Annotated in this window: 15 protein-coding genes and 2 other annotated features; of the genes, 3 read left to right on the top strand and 12 right to left on the bottom strand. The window is 34.2% G+C overall.

Annotation, left to right across the window (positions count from 1 at the left end; genetic code table 11):
• Positions 1–20: 20 nt before the first annotated feature.
• The 3 genes from I6L50_RS17235 to I6L50_RS17225 form a co-directional block, all read right to left on the bottom strand.
• Positions 21–608, bottom strand: a complete 588-nt coding sequence (locus I6L50_RS17235) for a YpjP family protein (protein WP_002012605.1) — start codon at positions 606–608, stop codon at positions 21–23.
• A gap of 282 nt (positions 609–890) precedes the next feature.
• Complete coding sequence (locus tag I6L50_RS17230) at positions 891–2,090, bottom strand: ABC transporter permease (RefSeq protein ID WP_219302156.1); 1,200 nt, start codon at positions 2,088–2,090, stop codon at positions 891–893.
• Complete coding sequence (locus tag I6L50_RS17225) at positions 2,083–2,793, bottom strand: ABC transporter ATP-binding protein (RefSeq protein ID WP_219302155.1); 711 nt, start codon at positions 2,791–2,793, stop codon at positions 2,083–2,085. Before I6L50_RS17225 ends, I6L50_RS17230 begins: the two co-directional genes overlap by 8 nt.
• 171 nt (positions 2,794–2,964) lie before the next feature.
• On the opposite strand from I6L50_RS17225, the gene I6L50_RS17220 reads away from it, so the two are divergent.
• Complete coding sequence (locus I6L50_RS17220; RefSeq protein WP_219302154.1) at positions 2,965–3,492, top strand: HAD-IIIA family hydrolase; 528 nt, start codon at positions 2,965–2,967, stop codon at positions 3,490–3,492.
• Positions 3,493–3,547: 55 nt separating this feature from the next.
• On the opposite strand, the gene I6L50_RS17215 is transcribed toward I6L50_RS17220, so the two are convergent.
• The 6 genes from I6L50_RS17215 to I6L50_RS17190 form a co-directional block, all read right to left on the bottom strand.
• Positions 3,548–3,988: a GNAT family N-acetyltransferase gene (locus I6L50_RS17215; RefSeq protein WP_002085894.1), complete on the bottom strand. Its 441-nt coding sequence runs from the start codon at positions 3,986–3,988 to the stop codon at positions 3,548–3,550.
• Positions 3,985–4,458, bottom strand: coding sequence for an SAM-dependent methyltransferase (locus I6L50_RS17210; protein WP_002085895.1), 474 nt, complete (start codon positions 4,456–4,458; stop codon positions 3,985–3,987). The genes I6L50_RS17215 and I6L50_RS17210 overlap by 4 nt, the downstream gene beginning before the upstream one ends.
• 88 nt (positions 4,459–4,546) lie before the next feature.
• Positions 4,547–5,245 (bottom strand): aspartate/glutamate racemase family protein, encoded by a 699-nt coding sequence (locus I6L50_RS17205; protein WP_219302153.1) that lies wholly within the window; start codon positions 5,243–5,245, stop codon positions 4,547–4,549.
• A gap of 147 nt (positions 5,246–5,392) precedes the next feature.
• The gene (locus tag I6L50_RS17200) at positions 5,393–6,595 is read right to left on the bottom strand and encodes an iron-containing alcohol dehydrogenase (RefSeq protein WP_219302152.1); all 1,203 of its coding nucleotides are present in this window, start codon (positions 6,593–6,595) and stop codon (positions 5,393–5,395) included.
• Between the two features lie 377 nt (positions 6,596–6,972).
• Entirely contained in the window at positions 6,973–8,412 is a 1,440-nt protein-coding gene (locus I6L50_RS17195) for a GntP family permease (RefSeq protein ID WP_113937769.1), read from the bottom strand.
• A gap of 370 nt (positions 8,413–8,782) precedes the next feature.
• The gene (locus I6L50_RS17190; RefSeq protein ID WP_219302151.1) at positions 8,783–9,448 is read right to left on the bottom strand and encodes an HAD family hydrolase; all 666 of its coding nucleotides are present in this window, start codon (positions 9,446–9,448) and stop codon (positions 8,783–8,785) included.
• 191 nt (positions 9,449–9,639) lie between these two features.
• Between I6L50_RS17190 and I6L50_RS17185 the strand changes: the two genes are divergently transcribed.
• Both I6L50_RS17185 and I6L50_RS17180 read left to right on the top strand, forming a co-directional pair.
• Positions 9,640–10,437 (top strand): lipid II flippase Amj family protein, encoded by a 798-nt coding sequence (locus tag I6L50_RS17185; RefSeq protein WP_061673890.1) that lies wholly within the window; start codon positions 9,640–9,642, stop codon positions 10,435–10,437.
• A 24-nt stretch (positions 10,438–10,461) separates the two neighbouring features.
• Complete coding sequence (locus tag I6L50_RS17180; RefSeq protein ID WP_113937766.1) at positions 10,462–11,037, top strand: nucleotidyltransferase family protein; 576 nt, start codon at positions 10,462–10,464, stop codon at positions 11,035–11,037.
• Between the two features lie 37 nt (positions 11,038–11,074).
• Here I6L50_RS17180 and I6L50_RS17175 read toward each other — a convergent pair whose 3' ends face one another.
• The 3 genes from I6L50_RS17175 to aspS all read right to left on the bottom strand — a co-directional run bounded on the left by I6L50_RS17175 (position 11,075) and on the right by aspS (position 15,200).
• The gene (locus tag I6L50_RS17175) at positions 11,075–11,989 is read right to left on the bottom strand and encodes an alpha/beta fold hydrolase (protein ID WP_219302150.1); all 915 of its coding nucleotides are present in this window, start codon (positions 11,987–11,989) and stop codon (positions 11,075–11,077) included.
• A 38-nt stretch (positions 11,990–12,027) separates the two neighbouring features.
• Complete coding sequence (locus I6L50_RS17170) at positions 12,028–13,368, bottom strand: sodium-dependent transporter (protein WP_113937764.1); 1,341 nt, start codon at positions 13,366–13,368, stop codon at positions 12,028–12,030.
• A gap of 116 nt (positions 13,369–13,484) precedes the next feature.
• Positions 13,485–13,733: a binding site (T-box leader), on the bottom strand.
• 168 nt (positions 13,734–13,901) lie between these two features.
• Positions 13,902–15,200 carry an aspartate--tRNA(Asn) ligase gene (aspS, locus tag I6L50_RS17165; RefSeq protein ID WP_219302149.1) on the bottom strand — a complete coding sequence of 433 codons (1,299 nt, stop codon included), beginning with the start codon at positions 15,198–15,200 and terminating at the stop codon, positions 13,902–13,904.
• Between the two features lie 105 nt (positions 15,201–15,305).
• Positions 15,306–15,517, bottom strand: a binding site (T-box leader).
• Positions 15,518–15,668 lie beyond the last annotated feature (151 nt).

Genomic DNA, 15,668 nt, shown 5'->3' with positions numbered 1-15,668 from the left:
CAAGATTTCTCTCGTTCTTTTTAAGACAACCATTTCGGCGGTACATTCGTATTCCAATAAATATTTCCTAACTCATGGTGTCCTGAATATCCATCATCAAAACGATGATAGTGGAAATTAAAATAATATCCATCTTGCGGTGGATGATCTCTCCTCACATGAAATCGCAGTAAGTCATTTCCTGATTTTGTGTCATAAACATGAAAAATCTTTTCATTATTTCCACCAGCTGGTTTTTGAGAAATCGCTAATGATTGTAACGATTCTTCTGGCACATCATTTGCAAGTTCCGCAATTGCCTCTTCAATTTTAGGTAATACAACATCTTTAAATTCATCTTCAATTACAGGCCCAATTTTAGAGCCGAATTTTTGCATAGATTGCTTCTCTGCTTCTTGCATCGCATAGTTAACAAAAGTATCGGTGGTTAACCTATCATTTGTTTCTTCATATGTATAGGACGTACTCTCCAAATTTTGTTGCCCAGCTGTGCTCGTAGGCTTGTCCGCAGCTTTGGCATTATCAAGTAATATGGAAGGAGGCGTCACTAAACCAAACGTAAATACGGTAATTAATGCGACTAAGGTTTTTCTAAACCAATTTGGCATTTATGTTCCCTCCCCTTTCACTCATTATATTTTATATAACGGTTGTTTCTTCTATTATACAAAATGATTGTAATTTTTGCACTTTACAATTTTGTTAACGTTCACATATTTTTCACTTGAATATGAAATTGTAAGATTTCATACACTATAAATACAACAACAATGAGGGGGCAATCAGATGACTTTAGATGTCGTGTACTCAGCCGCAAGCATACTCCTTTTAGTATATTTTATTTACCAGTGTGTTACAGACTAGAAAAAGAGCCATTTCCGGCTCTTTTTCTATGGTAAAAATACAATCCAACCAATGAATACTATAAAAATAACCCCAATAATTATTGCTGGCAATAAATAAAACTGTGAGAGAATGACTGTTCCGTACATAAATACGACTGGAAGGAGCAAATAACGATCTGCCTTCCACCTTAATAATAGTAATTCTCCTTCATCACAATATAAATGTAGAAACATTTTCTTCGTAAATTCATTCCAATAATCACGCGCATAGCGAGAAATAGCAGCTATAGCAAATACAAGAATAATAGCTGTTATCCACTGCGGAGTCACGATAATACTTACAGTGCTTATACATACAATTTGAACATAAAACATTAAAGCACTACTTGTACGCAAAAATTCTTTTAAAAAAGCTTCTACAATACGCGAATCAGAATTTTTTCCTAATATCTTTTTAGACCGAGGGAACATCCACGGTTTTTTATTCGAACTACTCGGCTTCGCAGCATGACCACCAACTTGCATAATCCCTACAGTCCAGCGCATACTTTCTTCTTTTTCTTTCTCAACTTCTTTAAAAAAGAAATTTTTATAATTCATCTTTTCTTTTACTAAGACTACAGTAAGTACAGCTACTAGGCCGGTAAATAATATGAAATACAATGGATTTTTAAAAATGAAAAATACACTCATTCCAAAATAGACTAAACTTAAAGAAAATATAACATCTTTTATAATCAATAAAACCCATCGTTTCCCCACACGTACATTTATGAATCTCGTCAACAACGATAGCATAAATCGAAAAACAGTAAAGAACATCCAGAACAGTACGATTTGTATAATTGTCGCTCCCGTACTTTTCATCAGTATAGGCAGCATAATGAATACTACAATTGCGTTCGTTATTGCAATCCGAATTAACGTATATATCATGCCAAGCTTCATTAATTTTCGCATATGATTTGGGTACGAAATTAAAAATAAACTATCTGCTTGTTCAAAAAATGAGCGAACTCCTCTTGAAAATGTGACAAAATAAAACGCGAGTAAACCTAACCCAAAATAAATGGTCTCTTCCATCGATAATTCTTTCATCCATAGTGAACGATAATAGATCCCCGCAAATATAAGTGCTGGAATAATAATATATAATGCGACTGTCCAATCTGTTACAGAACGAATCGCTTTCCATTTTCTTTGCAATTCATGACGTAACCTTTTATTAAACTGTTGTTTAATCATGTTGTTCCCGCCTTACAATTGCATCGAAACAATCTAACAGTGTACTTCCTGGCATTTCTGCTAACGATTGGATCGCCTCTAAATGCCCATCTGCTACTAACGTACCTTGCGAAATGAGTAAAAATCTTTCACAAATTCTTTCAGCTGTATCCAGTACGTGCGTACAAAGTAAAATTCCGGCTCCTCGCTCTTTTTCTTTATATAAGTAGTTCAAGAATTCTTTCGTAGCTACTGGATCTAAACCAATAAAAGGCTCATCAATAATATAAAAATCTGGCTCTGTTAAAAATGCTAATATAAGCATCGATTTTTGTTTCATACCTTTTGAAAACTTTGATATGTATTCGTGTATATGTTTTTCCATTCGAAACGTATGTAATAATTCCCTTGCTTTGTCCTCCCAATTTCCTACTTTATTTCCACGAGCAGCCATTAACAATTCAATATGCTCCCATAAAGTTAAATAATCATAATAAGTGGGCTGCTCCGGTACATAGGCATATGGATTTTTCTTTTCACCAAACGAAATTTCACCATCCATATTGACAAGCAAACCGAGTATCGATTTAATTGTCGTACTCTTTCCTGCACCATTTGCACCAATAAGAGCCACTAACTCTCCTTTTTCAATTGCAAATGCAATATCATGAACTGTCTTTTCACCAATTTCATATCCGGCTGAGCGGATATTCACTTCTAACATAATACTTACCTTCTTTCCATTTACATTACAATCAAGGAAAATGATAACATATCTCTCTTAATATAGTATTATATCACTTCTGATATATTTATTTTTGTAGCAGGAAAAAGCATATTTCAAGAGAATAATTAATGTTTGTGGATTTTAATTTAAATTGAAAGGACTATAACTATGAAAAACATTGAAGCAATATTCATTGATCGTGACGGAACAATTGGCGGTGATACTACAATACATTATCCAGGCTCTTTCACGTTATTTCCTTTTACAAAGGAATCTTTACAAAAGTTAAAAGCTCAAAATATTAAACTATTCTCTTTTACGAATCAACCAGGTATCGCGGATGGAAAAGCAACTGCGAATGATTTTGTGCAAGAATTAAAAAGGTTTGGTTTTGATGATATTTATCTATGTCCTCATAAACATGGTGGCGGATGTGAATGCCGCAAACCGAGCACAGGTATGCTCCTGCAAGCAGCGGACAAACATGGGCTTGATTTAACAAAATGCGCTGTAATCGGTGATCGCTGGACAGATATTGTTGCTGGGGCAAAAGTAAATGCAACGACTATATTAGTTCAAACTGGTGCTGGATATGATGCTTTACATACGTTCCGAGATAAGTGGGCACATATTGAACCAAATTACATCGCAAAAAACTTTGAAGATGCTACAAATTGGATTTTAAATCATCGATAAAAAAATTAAATGAGACGTCTTCACTTTGAAAACGTCTCATTTAACTATATATATTTCAAAAAGTTAATTCATAATGGAAATAACGATTATCTCTTAAATATCCATTTTCAGCATATAATCGCTGTGCTGATAAATTATCAATCTCTGTTTGTAATTTTACACCTTTTGCACCATTTTCTAATGCAAATTCTTTTGCAGCTTCTAACAATTTTTTACCTGTTCCGGCTCCGCGCTTCGCCTTTTGTACAAACAGATCATTTAAAATCCATAACTCTTTCATCGAAATAGAAGAAAATGATGGATATAGTTGCGTGAACCCGATATATTCTCCATCTTCAACTGCCACGAAAATAATGGATTCTTTTCTCTCGATTCGATTTCGTAAAAATACTTTTGCTCCTTCAATATCGGAATCTTGTCGATAAAATACGCGATAGTTATTAAAAACAGATGCTAGTCCATCTAAATCTGCAATTGTTGCCTCATATATTCTCATTTTGTTTTATTCCCCTTCCAATATTGTTTCATAATATCCGTTACCCATTTAGGCTGTAGAATTTCTTCTTTCGGCATAAACTCTTTCATTATCGGCTTTATATCCAATATAGGGGTGCCATCAATAGCATCTAACCCCTCGACAATAATTGATTTGCCTTCTCTTTTGATCACCTTTACAATTGTAGCTCCTATGCGATTCGGACGATTTTTCCCGCGCTGTGCAAAAATGCCTACTTTAGGATAATCATTATTATTTCTAGGATGTCTAGCAAAATATTGAATTTGTTCATCAGTTACTTTATGAAAATAAAAGACAACTTCAATATGAGAAAAATCTTCAATCCCTTGTATACTTTCCTCTGTATACATATCAGTTAAAGTAATATAGGATCTTACTTCTCCCCACTCATCATCTTTTATTTCCTTTCTTTCATTATGTACAAATGCGATTGGCTGAACTGAAAACATCCGCATTCCCCCTTAAATGTAACCACTTACATTATAAAATATTTTCTGAATGTTTTCCAGACAAACGAGTTAAGTTTACATAATATAATTACAATCTATTATGTAAAGCGAAATTGACTGCTTCAATCGCGTGTATATGCGTTGTATCAAATATTGGAACTGATATGTCTTCCTGTTTTATTAATAACCCTATTTCTGTACACCCTAATATTATTCCTTGCGCCCCTTTTTGCACTAACTCTTCTATAACTCTTTTATAATACTCTCTAGATTGAGATGTTATCTTTCCTAAACATAATTCTTTGTATATTACTTCATTTATTTTTTCTCTATCTTTTCCTAATGGTACTATTACTTTTATATCATTCTCTTCTATACGTGATTTATAGAAATCTTGCTCCATCGTATATTTTGTTCCAAGCAGACCAACCGATTGAATACCTTTTCTATTTATTTCTTTTGCAGTTGCATCCGCGATATGTAATACTGGAATGTTAATATTCTCCTTTATTTTCTCAACTACTTTATGCATTGTATTTGTGCAAATGATTATAAAGTCTGCTCCTCCTTTCTGCAATGAATACGCCGTATTCCCTAATACTTCTCCTGCTCCATCCCAATCTCCGCTAGACTGGAATCGTTCAATCTCTTCAAAATTCACACTATTAATCAGACATTTTGCTGAATGTAATCCACCTAATCTACTTTTTATTTCTTCATTTAAAATTCGATAATATTCTGAAGTTGATTCCCAACTCATACCACCTATAAGACCTATCGTTTTCATAGTAAAACACCTACCTAAACTATTTTTATAAAACTAATAACAATATTTTATTATGTATATTATACACAATAAAACAAGACTTTAAATTTATAATATAAAGTCTTGTTTTAACTATTTCCAAGGAAATTTTATTATAATATTCTGAAATTAAATCCCTGATGTTTTTATAGAATCTTCATATTGATAATTAAAACACTCCCGATACAACTGTTTGATTTCATCATAAGAAGGAACTCGTGGATTATTTCCTGGGCTACCACTTGCAATTGCATCTTTCGCCATTTTAGAAATAGCATTTTCAAATTCAACTTCGTCAATTCCGTATTCTCTTAAATTAGGAATACGAAGATCAAAACAAAGTTTCTTAATTTCAGCAATCGTGTAGTTCGCTACTTCTTCATCAGAATGAGAATACAAATCTTTGTTTAAGCTACGTCCTACTTCTGCTAACCTTTTTATTGCACTCATTTTTGTAAACTCTAAAACTGTAGGTAATAGTATTGCATTCGATATTCCATGTGGTACATGGAATAATGCTCCCACTGGACGGGACATACCATGCACTAATGTAACAGATGCATTTGAAAAAGCAATCCCAGCTTGTAATGAAGCAATCATCATTGCTTCCCTTGCTTCCATATTATCTCCATCTTCATATGCGATACGTAAATATTTCATAATGCTTTCAATAGCTGAAAGAGCAAGAACATCTGTAAGAGGTTGTGAAACTTTAGAAATATAAGCTTCAATTGCATGGCATACTGCATCTACTCCCGTTGCTGCAGTAATATGAGGTGGTACCGAACTTGTAAAAATCGGGTCTATTATAGCAACATGAGGGATAAAGCTTGGATGTTTTATCATCATTTTCACATCTGTTTTTTTATTTGTAATTACTGCTACACTTGTTACTTCCGATCCAGTACCAGAAGTCGTAGGGATTGCGATTAGCGGTAGTGGATTGGATTCTATTTCTATATCCTTTTGGACGTAATCTTCAATTTCTCCACCATTTGTATATAACACTGCTACTGCTTTCGCAGCATCAATACAGCTTCCTCCTCCAATACCTATGATAAAATCGCATTTTCCTTCTTTACAAATAGATAACGCTTCCAATATGTGTAAATTTGTAGGCTCAGTGTTTACTTCATTGTACGTAATAACAGTAATCCCTTTCGCATTTAAGTGATCCACACATCTTTCAACATAACCCAAACTCTCCATAATTGTATCACTTACAATAAAAGCCCTTTTCCCTAACTTTCTTGATTGATCCCCTAGTTTTTCAAACGAATTTCTCCCATATAATACAGACTTCGGCATACGAAACTCAGCAACTTCTTGCAAGTACTCCACCCCTTCTATCTATAATAAATATTTGCAACTACTCAGCCATGCATTTCATTCAGAAGTTTGATAAAGTCTATTATTCCAGTTAAAATAAGCCCCCTTATTAACTATAGAAAGTTGTTTTCATTTTTCAGCATATAGATTGCTGCCATGAAGATAAAAATGGGCCTACACCTTACTACCTTTCTTTGTTTTAAAACTTTGCGCGTGGCAGGAAAGGCCCTGACCGCTCCTATAAATATCCAGGTCCTCTCTTGGCCAACTAAAAAACTTTTCTGCCTGTTTTTCATAGAGTGACTGAGTAGTTACAATAAATATTTTATTATGTAAAATATCAATCTAATAAATATTTTCTTTTCGTATATTAACTAGTATTAATAGATCCCTGTTAAAGTATAGAATGCGATGACTGCAAATACAGCAATCGTTTTCAAAATTGTAATAGCAAATATATCCTTATATGACTGTTTATGTGTTAATCCTGTTACCGTTAGAATAGTAATAATTGCCCCATTATGTGGTAATGTATCCATTCCGCCTGATGCCATTGATACAATGCGGTGCATAACTTCTAATGGAATGTTATATTGCGTTGCTGCAGCAATAAATTTATCACCCATCGCACTTAACACAATTCCCATTCCGCCTGATGCTGAACCTGTAATTCCAGCTAAAATATTCGTCGTTACTGCCCCATTTACTAATGGATTCGTGAAAGTTGCAGAGATGCTATCTCTCATTATCGCAAAGCCAGGAAGTGCGGCAATAACACCACCAAATCCAAATTCAGCTCCTGTATTCATTGTTGCAAGTAGCGCTCCACCAATACTTGTATTCAATCCAGCTTGAAATCCAGTTACTACTCGTTTCCAATATAATAAAAGCGTTGATAAAATCCCTATAATAAGTGCCAATTCTACAGACCAAATCCCAACTACCGCACTTAATTCAACCTTTCCAAATGCTTTCATACCAATAGCTGAGAAATCAAAGCCATCTGGATACCACTTTGGTATCATGATTGTGAAAACTTTATTCATTACACCTACTAAAATAAGTGGTACAAACGCAATTACTTGCTGTACTCTTGTAATTTCAATACTGCTTAATATCGGCATATCTTTTTGTTCTAATTGCAAAGATGCTGCCATTTCAGAATTCCCATCGTTAAAACCAAAATACCCTTCTCCTGCTGCTTTTGCCTTCTTACGCTTACTCTCTAAATAAAGTAAACCTAACGTTAAAACAAAAATTGCTCCTAAAATACCAAGTATCGGTGCTGCATAAATATCAGTTTTAAAAAAAGTTGTAGGTATTACATTTTGAATTTGTGGTGATCCAGGAAGCGCATCCATTGTAAATGTCGCTGCTCCAAGAACGATTGTGCCAGGGATTAAACGTTTTGGAATATCCGCTTGTCGAAACAACTTAGCCGCAAACGGAAATATAGCGAACACCACTACATACACACTAACACCGCTATACGTTAAAATAGCTCCCATTAAAACGATTGCTAAAATTGTACGTTTTTCTCCAACTAACTCTACAATCGTCTTTGCGATGGAATCAGCGATTCCTGACATTTCTACTACTTTCCCAAATATTGCTCCAAGTAAAAACACTGGGAAATATAATTTGATAAATCCTACCATTTTCTCCATAAAAATATTTGAAAAGAAAGGTAATACAAAACTAGGCTCTGTCAAAAATACCGCAAATAATGCAAAAATCGGTGCGAATAATATTACAGAAAATCCTTTATATGCTACAAACATGAGTAAACTAAGTGCTAATAAAATAATAACTAGCTCCAATTATAACCCTCCTTTTAAACTGAAAATTCAATCTTTTTATGACGAACTTTTACTCGTATTTCGAACCCTTTTATTTCATGACATTCCTCCTCTTTTTATCCCGCTATTTGCGGGCAGTAAGACTCCCACCTTAAAATTCAGCAAATGTGCAGAAGCTAGGCGGGATATCAACTGCTCGTAACAGCCCGATTGGTCAGGGCTGTTACTCAGTGCCGGATGGACAAAACTTCCACTAATTAAAGTTTTACTTTATTACAAATTTTTCATGCTAAAATTGTCTAATTATAGTATTCGATTACATATGTAAAATCCCTTTAAACAAAAACGATTTCATCGCCATATGTTATAAAGGGATTTCTAGGTTCTATTTCTATAGTTTTATCGTACTATTCTCTATACAAAAGCTTTGTAACTCTTCGACATCTTTCACTATATGAATCGCCCCAGCATCACTCAATTCATTCTCATTACCATATCCATACAATACACCTATTGAAGCAATTCCGTTACTGTTCGCACCGATTACGTCATGCTTTCTATCACCAATCATCACCATTTCTTCTTTTTTGAGTTCTTCATTTGTTTGTAAAATATGAGCAATTATTTCTTTCTTTTTTATTCTTGTCCCATCTAAATTACTCCCAACAATCTCCTCAAAAAAAGATGTTAACTGAAAGTGCTCTATTACTTGTTTCGCAAATACAGTAGGTTTTGATGTTGCTACAAACAAACGATTATCAGCATCCTTTAATTCTTGCAATAGGGTTGTAATTCCATCGTATACTTTATTCTCTAATAAACCACTTTGCTTTAAATACTCCCGAAAGTAAAACACTGCTCGTTCTACTTCTATTTCGTTCATATTATATCTATCTACAAAAGATTGTTGTATTGGTGGGCCGATAAATGAATCTAACTCGCTTATATTTACTTCTTCAATCCCGATTTTTTCTAACGCGTATAGAACAGAATTTATAATCCCTTCTTTCGGATCCGTTAATGTTCCATCTAAATCAAATAGAAATGTTTTATACATATTTAATTCCCCCACTGATTTTATATGTACCCCATTAAAGCCATGCTCCTACTTAGCCCTTTACTATACTATCACCATTTAACTTTTCAGAAAATTACTTTTTCTTATCCTTATACTTTCAGTTACAAAATCACAAAAGATATGATAAAGTGAAAAAGTTATACTCAATTTAATAGAAACTGGTGAATCAAATGTCAATTACATTAATTTTTATAATGGCTTTCACAATTGTTATCCACGCGGTTGAAACTAGCTCTTATAGTATTCGATTAGCTGGTGTTCGTTTAAAAAAGATTGTCGTTGCCTTATCCATCGTAGGAATGGTACTACTTATTTCAAGAACATCTAACTTACTACAAGCTTTTTTAATTGGTGGTATTGTCGATGAAGCAAAACTAGATTCTTCTATTGATTTAGAGCATATTATACGGCTCGTTCTATTATCGGCTTCTGTCGGTACATTGCTCGCGATTATACTCTACCCAACTTTGACAAAGCTATTTGGATACGTTATTCAAAACTTTGAAACGGATGGTTCATTCATTCGAATGATGAAAACAAATAACATTCAAAAATTAAAGTACACAAAAAAATATGTACGCTTTCCAAAGCTTGAGATGATTCATCGAATGCGTATTGGCGGAATTCCGAAGCGAATTATGCTTATTAATATGTTTGCCACTGCCATTTATACAGCTGGTGTTCTTTCCGCACTATATGCTTCTTTTTTAAATCCGACTTATGCAACAAATGCAAGTACAGCTTCTGGCCTTGTGAATGGTTTCGCCACTATTTTATTAACAGTGCTACTCGATCCACGCATTGCCCTTTTAACAGAACGTGCTTTACAATCTGAAAAGGGTGCTGAGGCAATGAGTAAAATGTATGGTTGGCTAATGATATCTAGACTTTTCGGCACATTATTGGCACAACTACTATTTGTACCAGGTGCTTACTGGATTTTATGGATTATTGAACTGATGCATTAATTTACTAGAAAGGTGAATATATCAATGAAGATAAAAACAGAGCAAGATATAATTCGTTTTATAGAAAACGACGAATGGATGATGTATGTATTAAAAATGGCAAAATCACTAGAGCTACCTGATTGGTGGATTTGTGCTGGGTTTGTCCGTTCTAAAATTTGGGATACTTTACATAACTACGAAGTAAGAACGGCTACGCCAGATGTCGATGTCATTTATTATGATCCATTACATAAAGATGAGGCGTACGAACAATCATTAAAACAGAAGCTGGCGAATATGGATGCCTCTATCCCTTGGTCAGTAAAAAATCAAACTCGCATGCATGTAGTGAATGGAATGCCACCATACTCTTCTTCTGTTGATGCTATTTCTAAATTTCCTGAAACAGCAACCGCTTTAGGAGTTACGCTTGACGAGCAAAACAATCTCATATTAACAGCTCCATGTGGAATTGAAGATGTACTTTCATTACAAGTGAAACCTACACCTCATTTTCTGGAAACGAAAGAACGAATACATATGTACAACAAAAGAGTTAATCAAAAGAAATGGCAAAGCAAATGGCCTAACATTACAATCACTTATCCCGAAATTTAAAAAGAGTGCTTCTCATTATTAGAAGCACCCTTCTTTTTTATTTCAAAAAATGCATGATTGTTTCTGCGAATCTCTCTGCTTCCTCATAATGCGGTGAATGACCACTTTCTCCGAATACAATATACTTCCCATTTGAAGCATCATTATTAAATATTTCAATTTGTTTTTCACACGTTACTACATCGTATTTTCCTACAATTAATAACATTGGATTTTGTATATCTTTTATTTTAGATAATAATGACGTATGACATGCTCCCTCTGATTTTAATCTATCAAAATGGATTTTGGAGCGATTTGAAAATACTTCCCACTCTTCATCACTATATAAACTATCGTCTGTCTCATCTTTTTTATAATTGTAAATCTCCATTCTTTTTTCTTCTAATTCAGCACTTAATCTTATATAAGCTTCTAACAACTCTTCTGAACTAGCATTATTAGATGAATAAGCAAAGCAGTCTTCTGCTGCCGCTTCTTTTCCATACTTTTTTAATAACGTTCCTGTCTTTTGTAATAGAGCCCTACTTGTTAATGCAAAATCGAAAGTCGGACCTTCAAATATTATTTTCTCTATTGAATTTGGATACATCGACGCATATAACAACGCTAAATATCCACCGAAAGAGTGCCCGATTACAGACCATTTCTCAATTTGTAATAGTTTTCTTATTTCCTCACAGTCTTCAACTAAATCATTTAATCCAAAAGGTTCTTCCTCAGTAATTCCTTCTGATCGACAAACTCCTCTTTGATCTATCATAATGACATATAAGGAATCTTTTAATCGTACTGCTTGATAAAATGAAAAATCATAACAGCTTTCACCTGGGCCACCGTGTAAAAATAATACTGGTTTATTTTTAGGACTTCCATGTGTTTCAACGTATAGCTTTTTCCCTCTAATGTTCATATATTTCCCAACTTCAATCAAATTTGTTTTTATTATCATCACCTTCTTTTTTTTACTGAATATTATAACATTTAAACTTAAATAATCCCTATTACATTTAAAAATACGATAACTATTGCAAGTGGTGCTACAAATCGAAGTAAAAATGCCCAGATAGTAAATACTATCTTTCCATAATTTCCACCTACAAAAAATTCAGCTTCTAACACTTTCTTTTCCATCTTGAATGATACGAAAATACTAATAAATAATGCTCCCAGCGGCATTAATATATTACTAGATAAGAAGTCTACTGCATCAAAAATATTCTTCCCAAAAATCGTAATATCACTCCATACTCCAAATGATAAGGCAGATGGTATACCTGCTAGGAAAATGCAGAACCCGATGATCCATGATAGTTTAGCTCTTCTTTCTTGTTCACCATTTGCTAATGCTGAAACAACCGTCTCTAGTAGAGAAAATGCCGAGGTTAATGTGGCAAATGTAAATAGAGCAAGAAATACAGTTAAGAACAATCCTCCGAATGGAATTTGGCTAAATACAGATGGCAATACGATAAATAGTAAGCCTGGCCCTTCTGTCGGCTCCATGCCTAACGAAAATACTGCTGGAAAAATGGCAAGACCTGCAAATAAAGAGACGAATAAATTCAATCCAACAATTGTTATTGCTGATTTTGGTAAACTTTCTTTTTTATTCAAATACGAGCTATACGTAACCATAATCGAAATCCCTATACTAATCGCAAAGAATGATTGGCCCATTGCGAATAAAATACTTTCTGAAGTAATCTTCGAGAAATCTGGTTGTAAGAAAAACTTCACGCCTTGCATCGCATTATCCAGTGTTAATGAACGAATAATAAGAGCGACAAATAAAACGAACAATGCTGGTAGCATATATTTACTTGCTTTTTCAATTCCATTTTGTACACCTTTTGATACAACCCATATCGTAATGAACATAAATGCAAAATGACCGATAATGGCCCAAGTCGGATTTCCAATTGTCTCTGTGAATAATGCACTATAATTTTGTCCCGGAGTAATAAGCTGTCCTGTTACTCCCCTGAAAAAATATATTAAAACCCAGCCACCTACAACACTATAAAATGATAGCAATATAAAACAAGTTCCAACGCCAAGACGGCCAATCCAGTGCCATCCTGTATTTGGTGCGATACTTTTAAATGCTCCAACTGCTTGTTTCTGTGTACTGCGTCCAATCATAAATTCAGCTATAAGTAGCGGTAGTCCAATTAATACAGTAAATAATATAAAGATTAAAAAGAATGCCCCTCCCCCGCTCTTTCCAGCGATATAAGGAAACTTCCATATTGCGCCAAGTCCAATTGCTGATCCTGCTGCTGCCATTATAAAACCTAATTTCGAAGTCCATTGCTCCGTCTGTTTCATCCTATTTTCCTCCTGTTAAAATCAACTTATATTAATAAATAAATGTTATTGATCAATCTGAATAAAACCTCCATTTCTTTTTCTATAAAATAAAAAAATGGCCCAACGTCTCTATATAAAGAGACGCTAAGCCATTTACTTAACGCGGTACCACCCTTATTGATTCCATTATGAATCCACCTTAGTAGTAATCGTTTGATTACAAACCTAATATCGAAGGTTAACCGTTAAGATTTACTAAGAATGTGATTCCGTTCCACCTTACTGCTCCTAGGCGAGTTCAGGATGTCATTTGACTATGTCGCACCAACCCATAGCTCTCTGTACAAATACATGACCTTACTACTCCTATTCAATGCATTTTAATATTTAGAATATATTTTCTTTTGAAATTAATATGAAGTATATCGGTTATATTTATAACTGTCAAGGGCTATGTTAATTTTTTGTCGAAAATGATTTTTATAAACTTTCAATGTAAAAATGAAAGAACAGTAAAAAAGCATCTTCGCGATAATCGCGAAGATGCTTTTTTATGGTATAAGACGTGTACAATCTCTCGGAAAAGCACTCGCTTCTCTAACATTTGATAATTCTAAAAGCTTATACACAACTCGTTCTAATCCAATTCCAAAGCCACCATGCGGTGGACATCCGTAGCGGAATGTATCTACATACGATTGAAATTTCTCTGGATGTAATCCTTTTTCTTTAAAAGATGCGAGTAACATTTCATGATTGTGAATACGCTGTGCACCTGACGTTATTTCTAATCCTTTATATAATAGGTCAAATGAATCCGTTACGGCTTCATTCTCCTTATTCGGTATTGTATACATCGGTCGCGATTCTTTCGGATAATGTGTAATAAAGACAAATTCACTTTTATATGTTTCCTTCACATATTTCCCTAGTAACTTTTCACCTTCTGTATCTAAATCCCCTTCAGGAGATTCTTTCCGATACTTCATTTTCAAAATTTCTTGCGCTTCTGCCAATGTGATTTTAGGAATTTCTGTAATGACAGGTACTGTTATTTGTAATAGTTGTAGTTCTTTTTCACATTTTTCTCCTACTTGTTGAAACATGTATCGTAAAATATCTGTTTCTAATTGCATTACTTCATGAAAATCATGAATAAATCCAAGTTCTACATCTAACGATATATATTCATTTAAATGTCTTGAAGAGTTATGATGTTCAGCCCGGTACACAGGAGCAATTTCAAAAACACGTTCGAGTCCTCCCGCTACCATCATTTGTTTATAAAACTGTGGTGATTGAGCTAAATACGCTTCTTTTTGGAAATATGGAAGCTTAAAAACATTCGCTCCTCCTTCTGCCCCTTGCGAGACAATTTTCGGAGTAAATATACGTGTGAAATCGTTCTCTATTAGGAATTCACTAAAGCTCTGAACGAGTATAGATTTCACTTTAAATATCGCCGCGATTCGCTCATGCCTTAACGATAATACTCGCTCATTCAATAATTGATCTAGGCCAACTTGTAACTTTTTTTTATTTATTTCAAATGGGAGTGATTCTGCTCCATTTAGTACTTCCACTTCATGTGCAAGTACTTCAACACCTAATTCTGTTTTCGGTGTCTCTACTATTTCTCCAATTATTTGGACCACACTTTCAACATCAACTTTGTATCCGGCTAACTCGTTTTCTAATACACATTGAATAACTCCCGTTCGGTCCCTTAATAATAAAAAACTAACATTCCCTAGATGACGAATCTTTTTTACCCATCCTTGTAGTAATACAACCTTCCCGCCATGTTCCGTACATTCTCGTGTGAGTGAACGCTTCATTATTTGATCCATTATATTTCCCTCCATTAATTTTATTTTTATTTACGTTATTGTTGTCATCGTCATCATCCACGGTCACTCACCTCCTTTCAAAGAATACAAAAATCCGCCCCTATAAATAGGGACGGATTTTTCCGCGGTACCACCCAAATTGTCATAATGACCATCTTAGCCCTGATAACGGTAGGTACCGTTTGCTTTTACTAATTATCACGTTCAAAGCAACACTCACAGGTGTCTTTCCATCATGCGGTATCGCAATCTTCCCAGCAACCGATTGCTCTCTGTAGACCCTTGCATCATGTACTTTTCCTAATCATCACTTTTTATATTTACAGAGTATTCTATCTCTTTATTTTATAAAACGCAAGCCCTTTTAGAAAAATATTGCGATTTTTCACTAAACAGACCCCTTCTAAAGATATGTAACATGAACATTGAACTCTATACAATTATCATTTGACAGCTTAGAAATATTTT

The sequence above is a fragment of the Bacillus sp. FDAARGOS_1420 genome, from assembly GCF_019344915.1.
Taxonomy (GTDB): domain Bacteria; phylum Bacillota; class Bacilli; order Bacillales; family Bacillaceae_G; genus Bacillus_A; species Bacillus_A mycoides.
The sequence above is the reverse complement of the archived record's forward strand: the minus strand, read 5'-3'. Positions and strand labels throughout refer to the sequence as shown.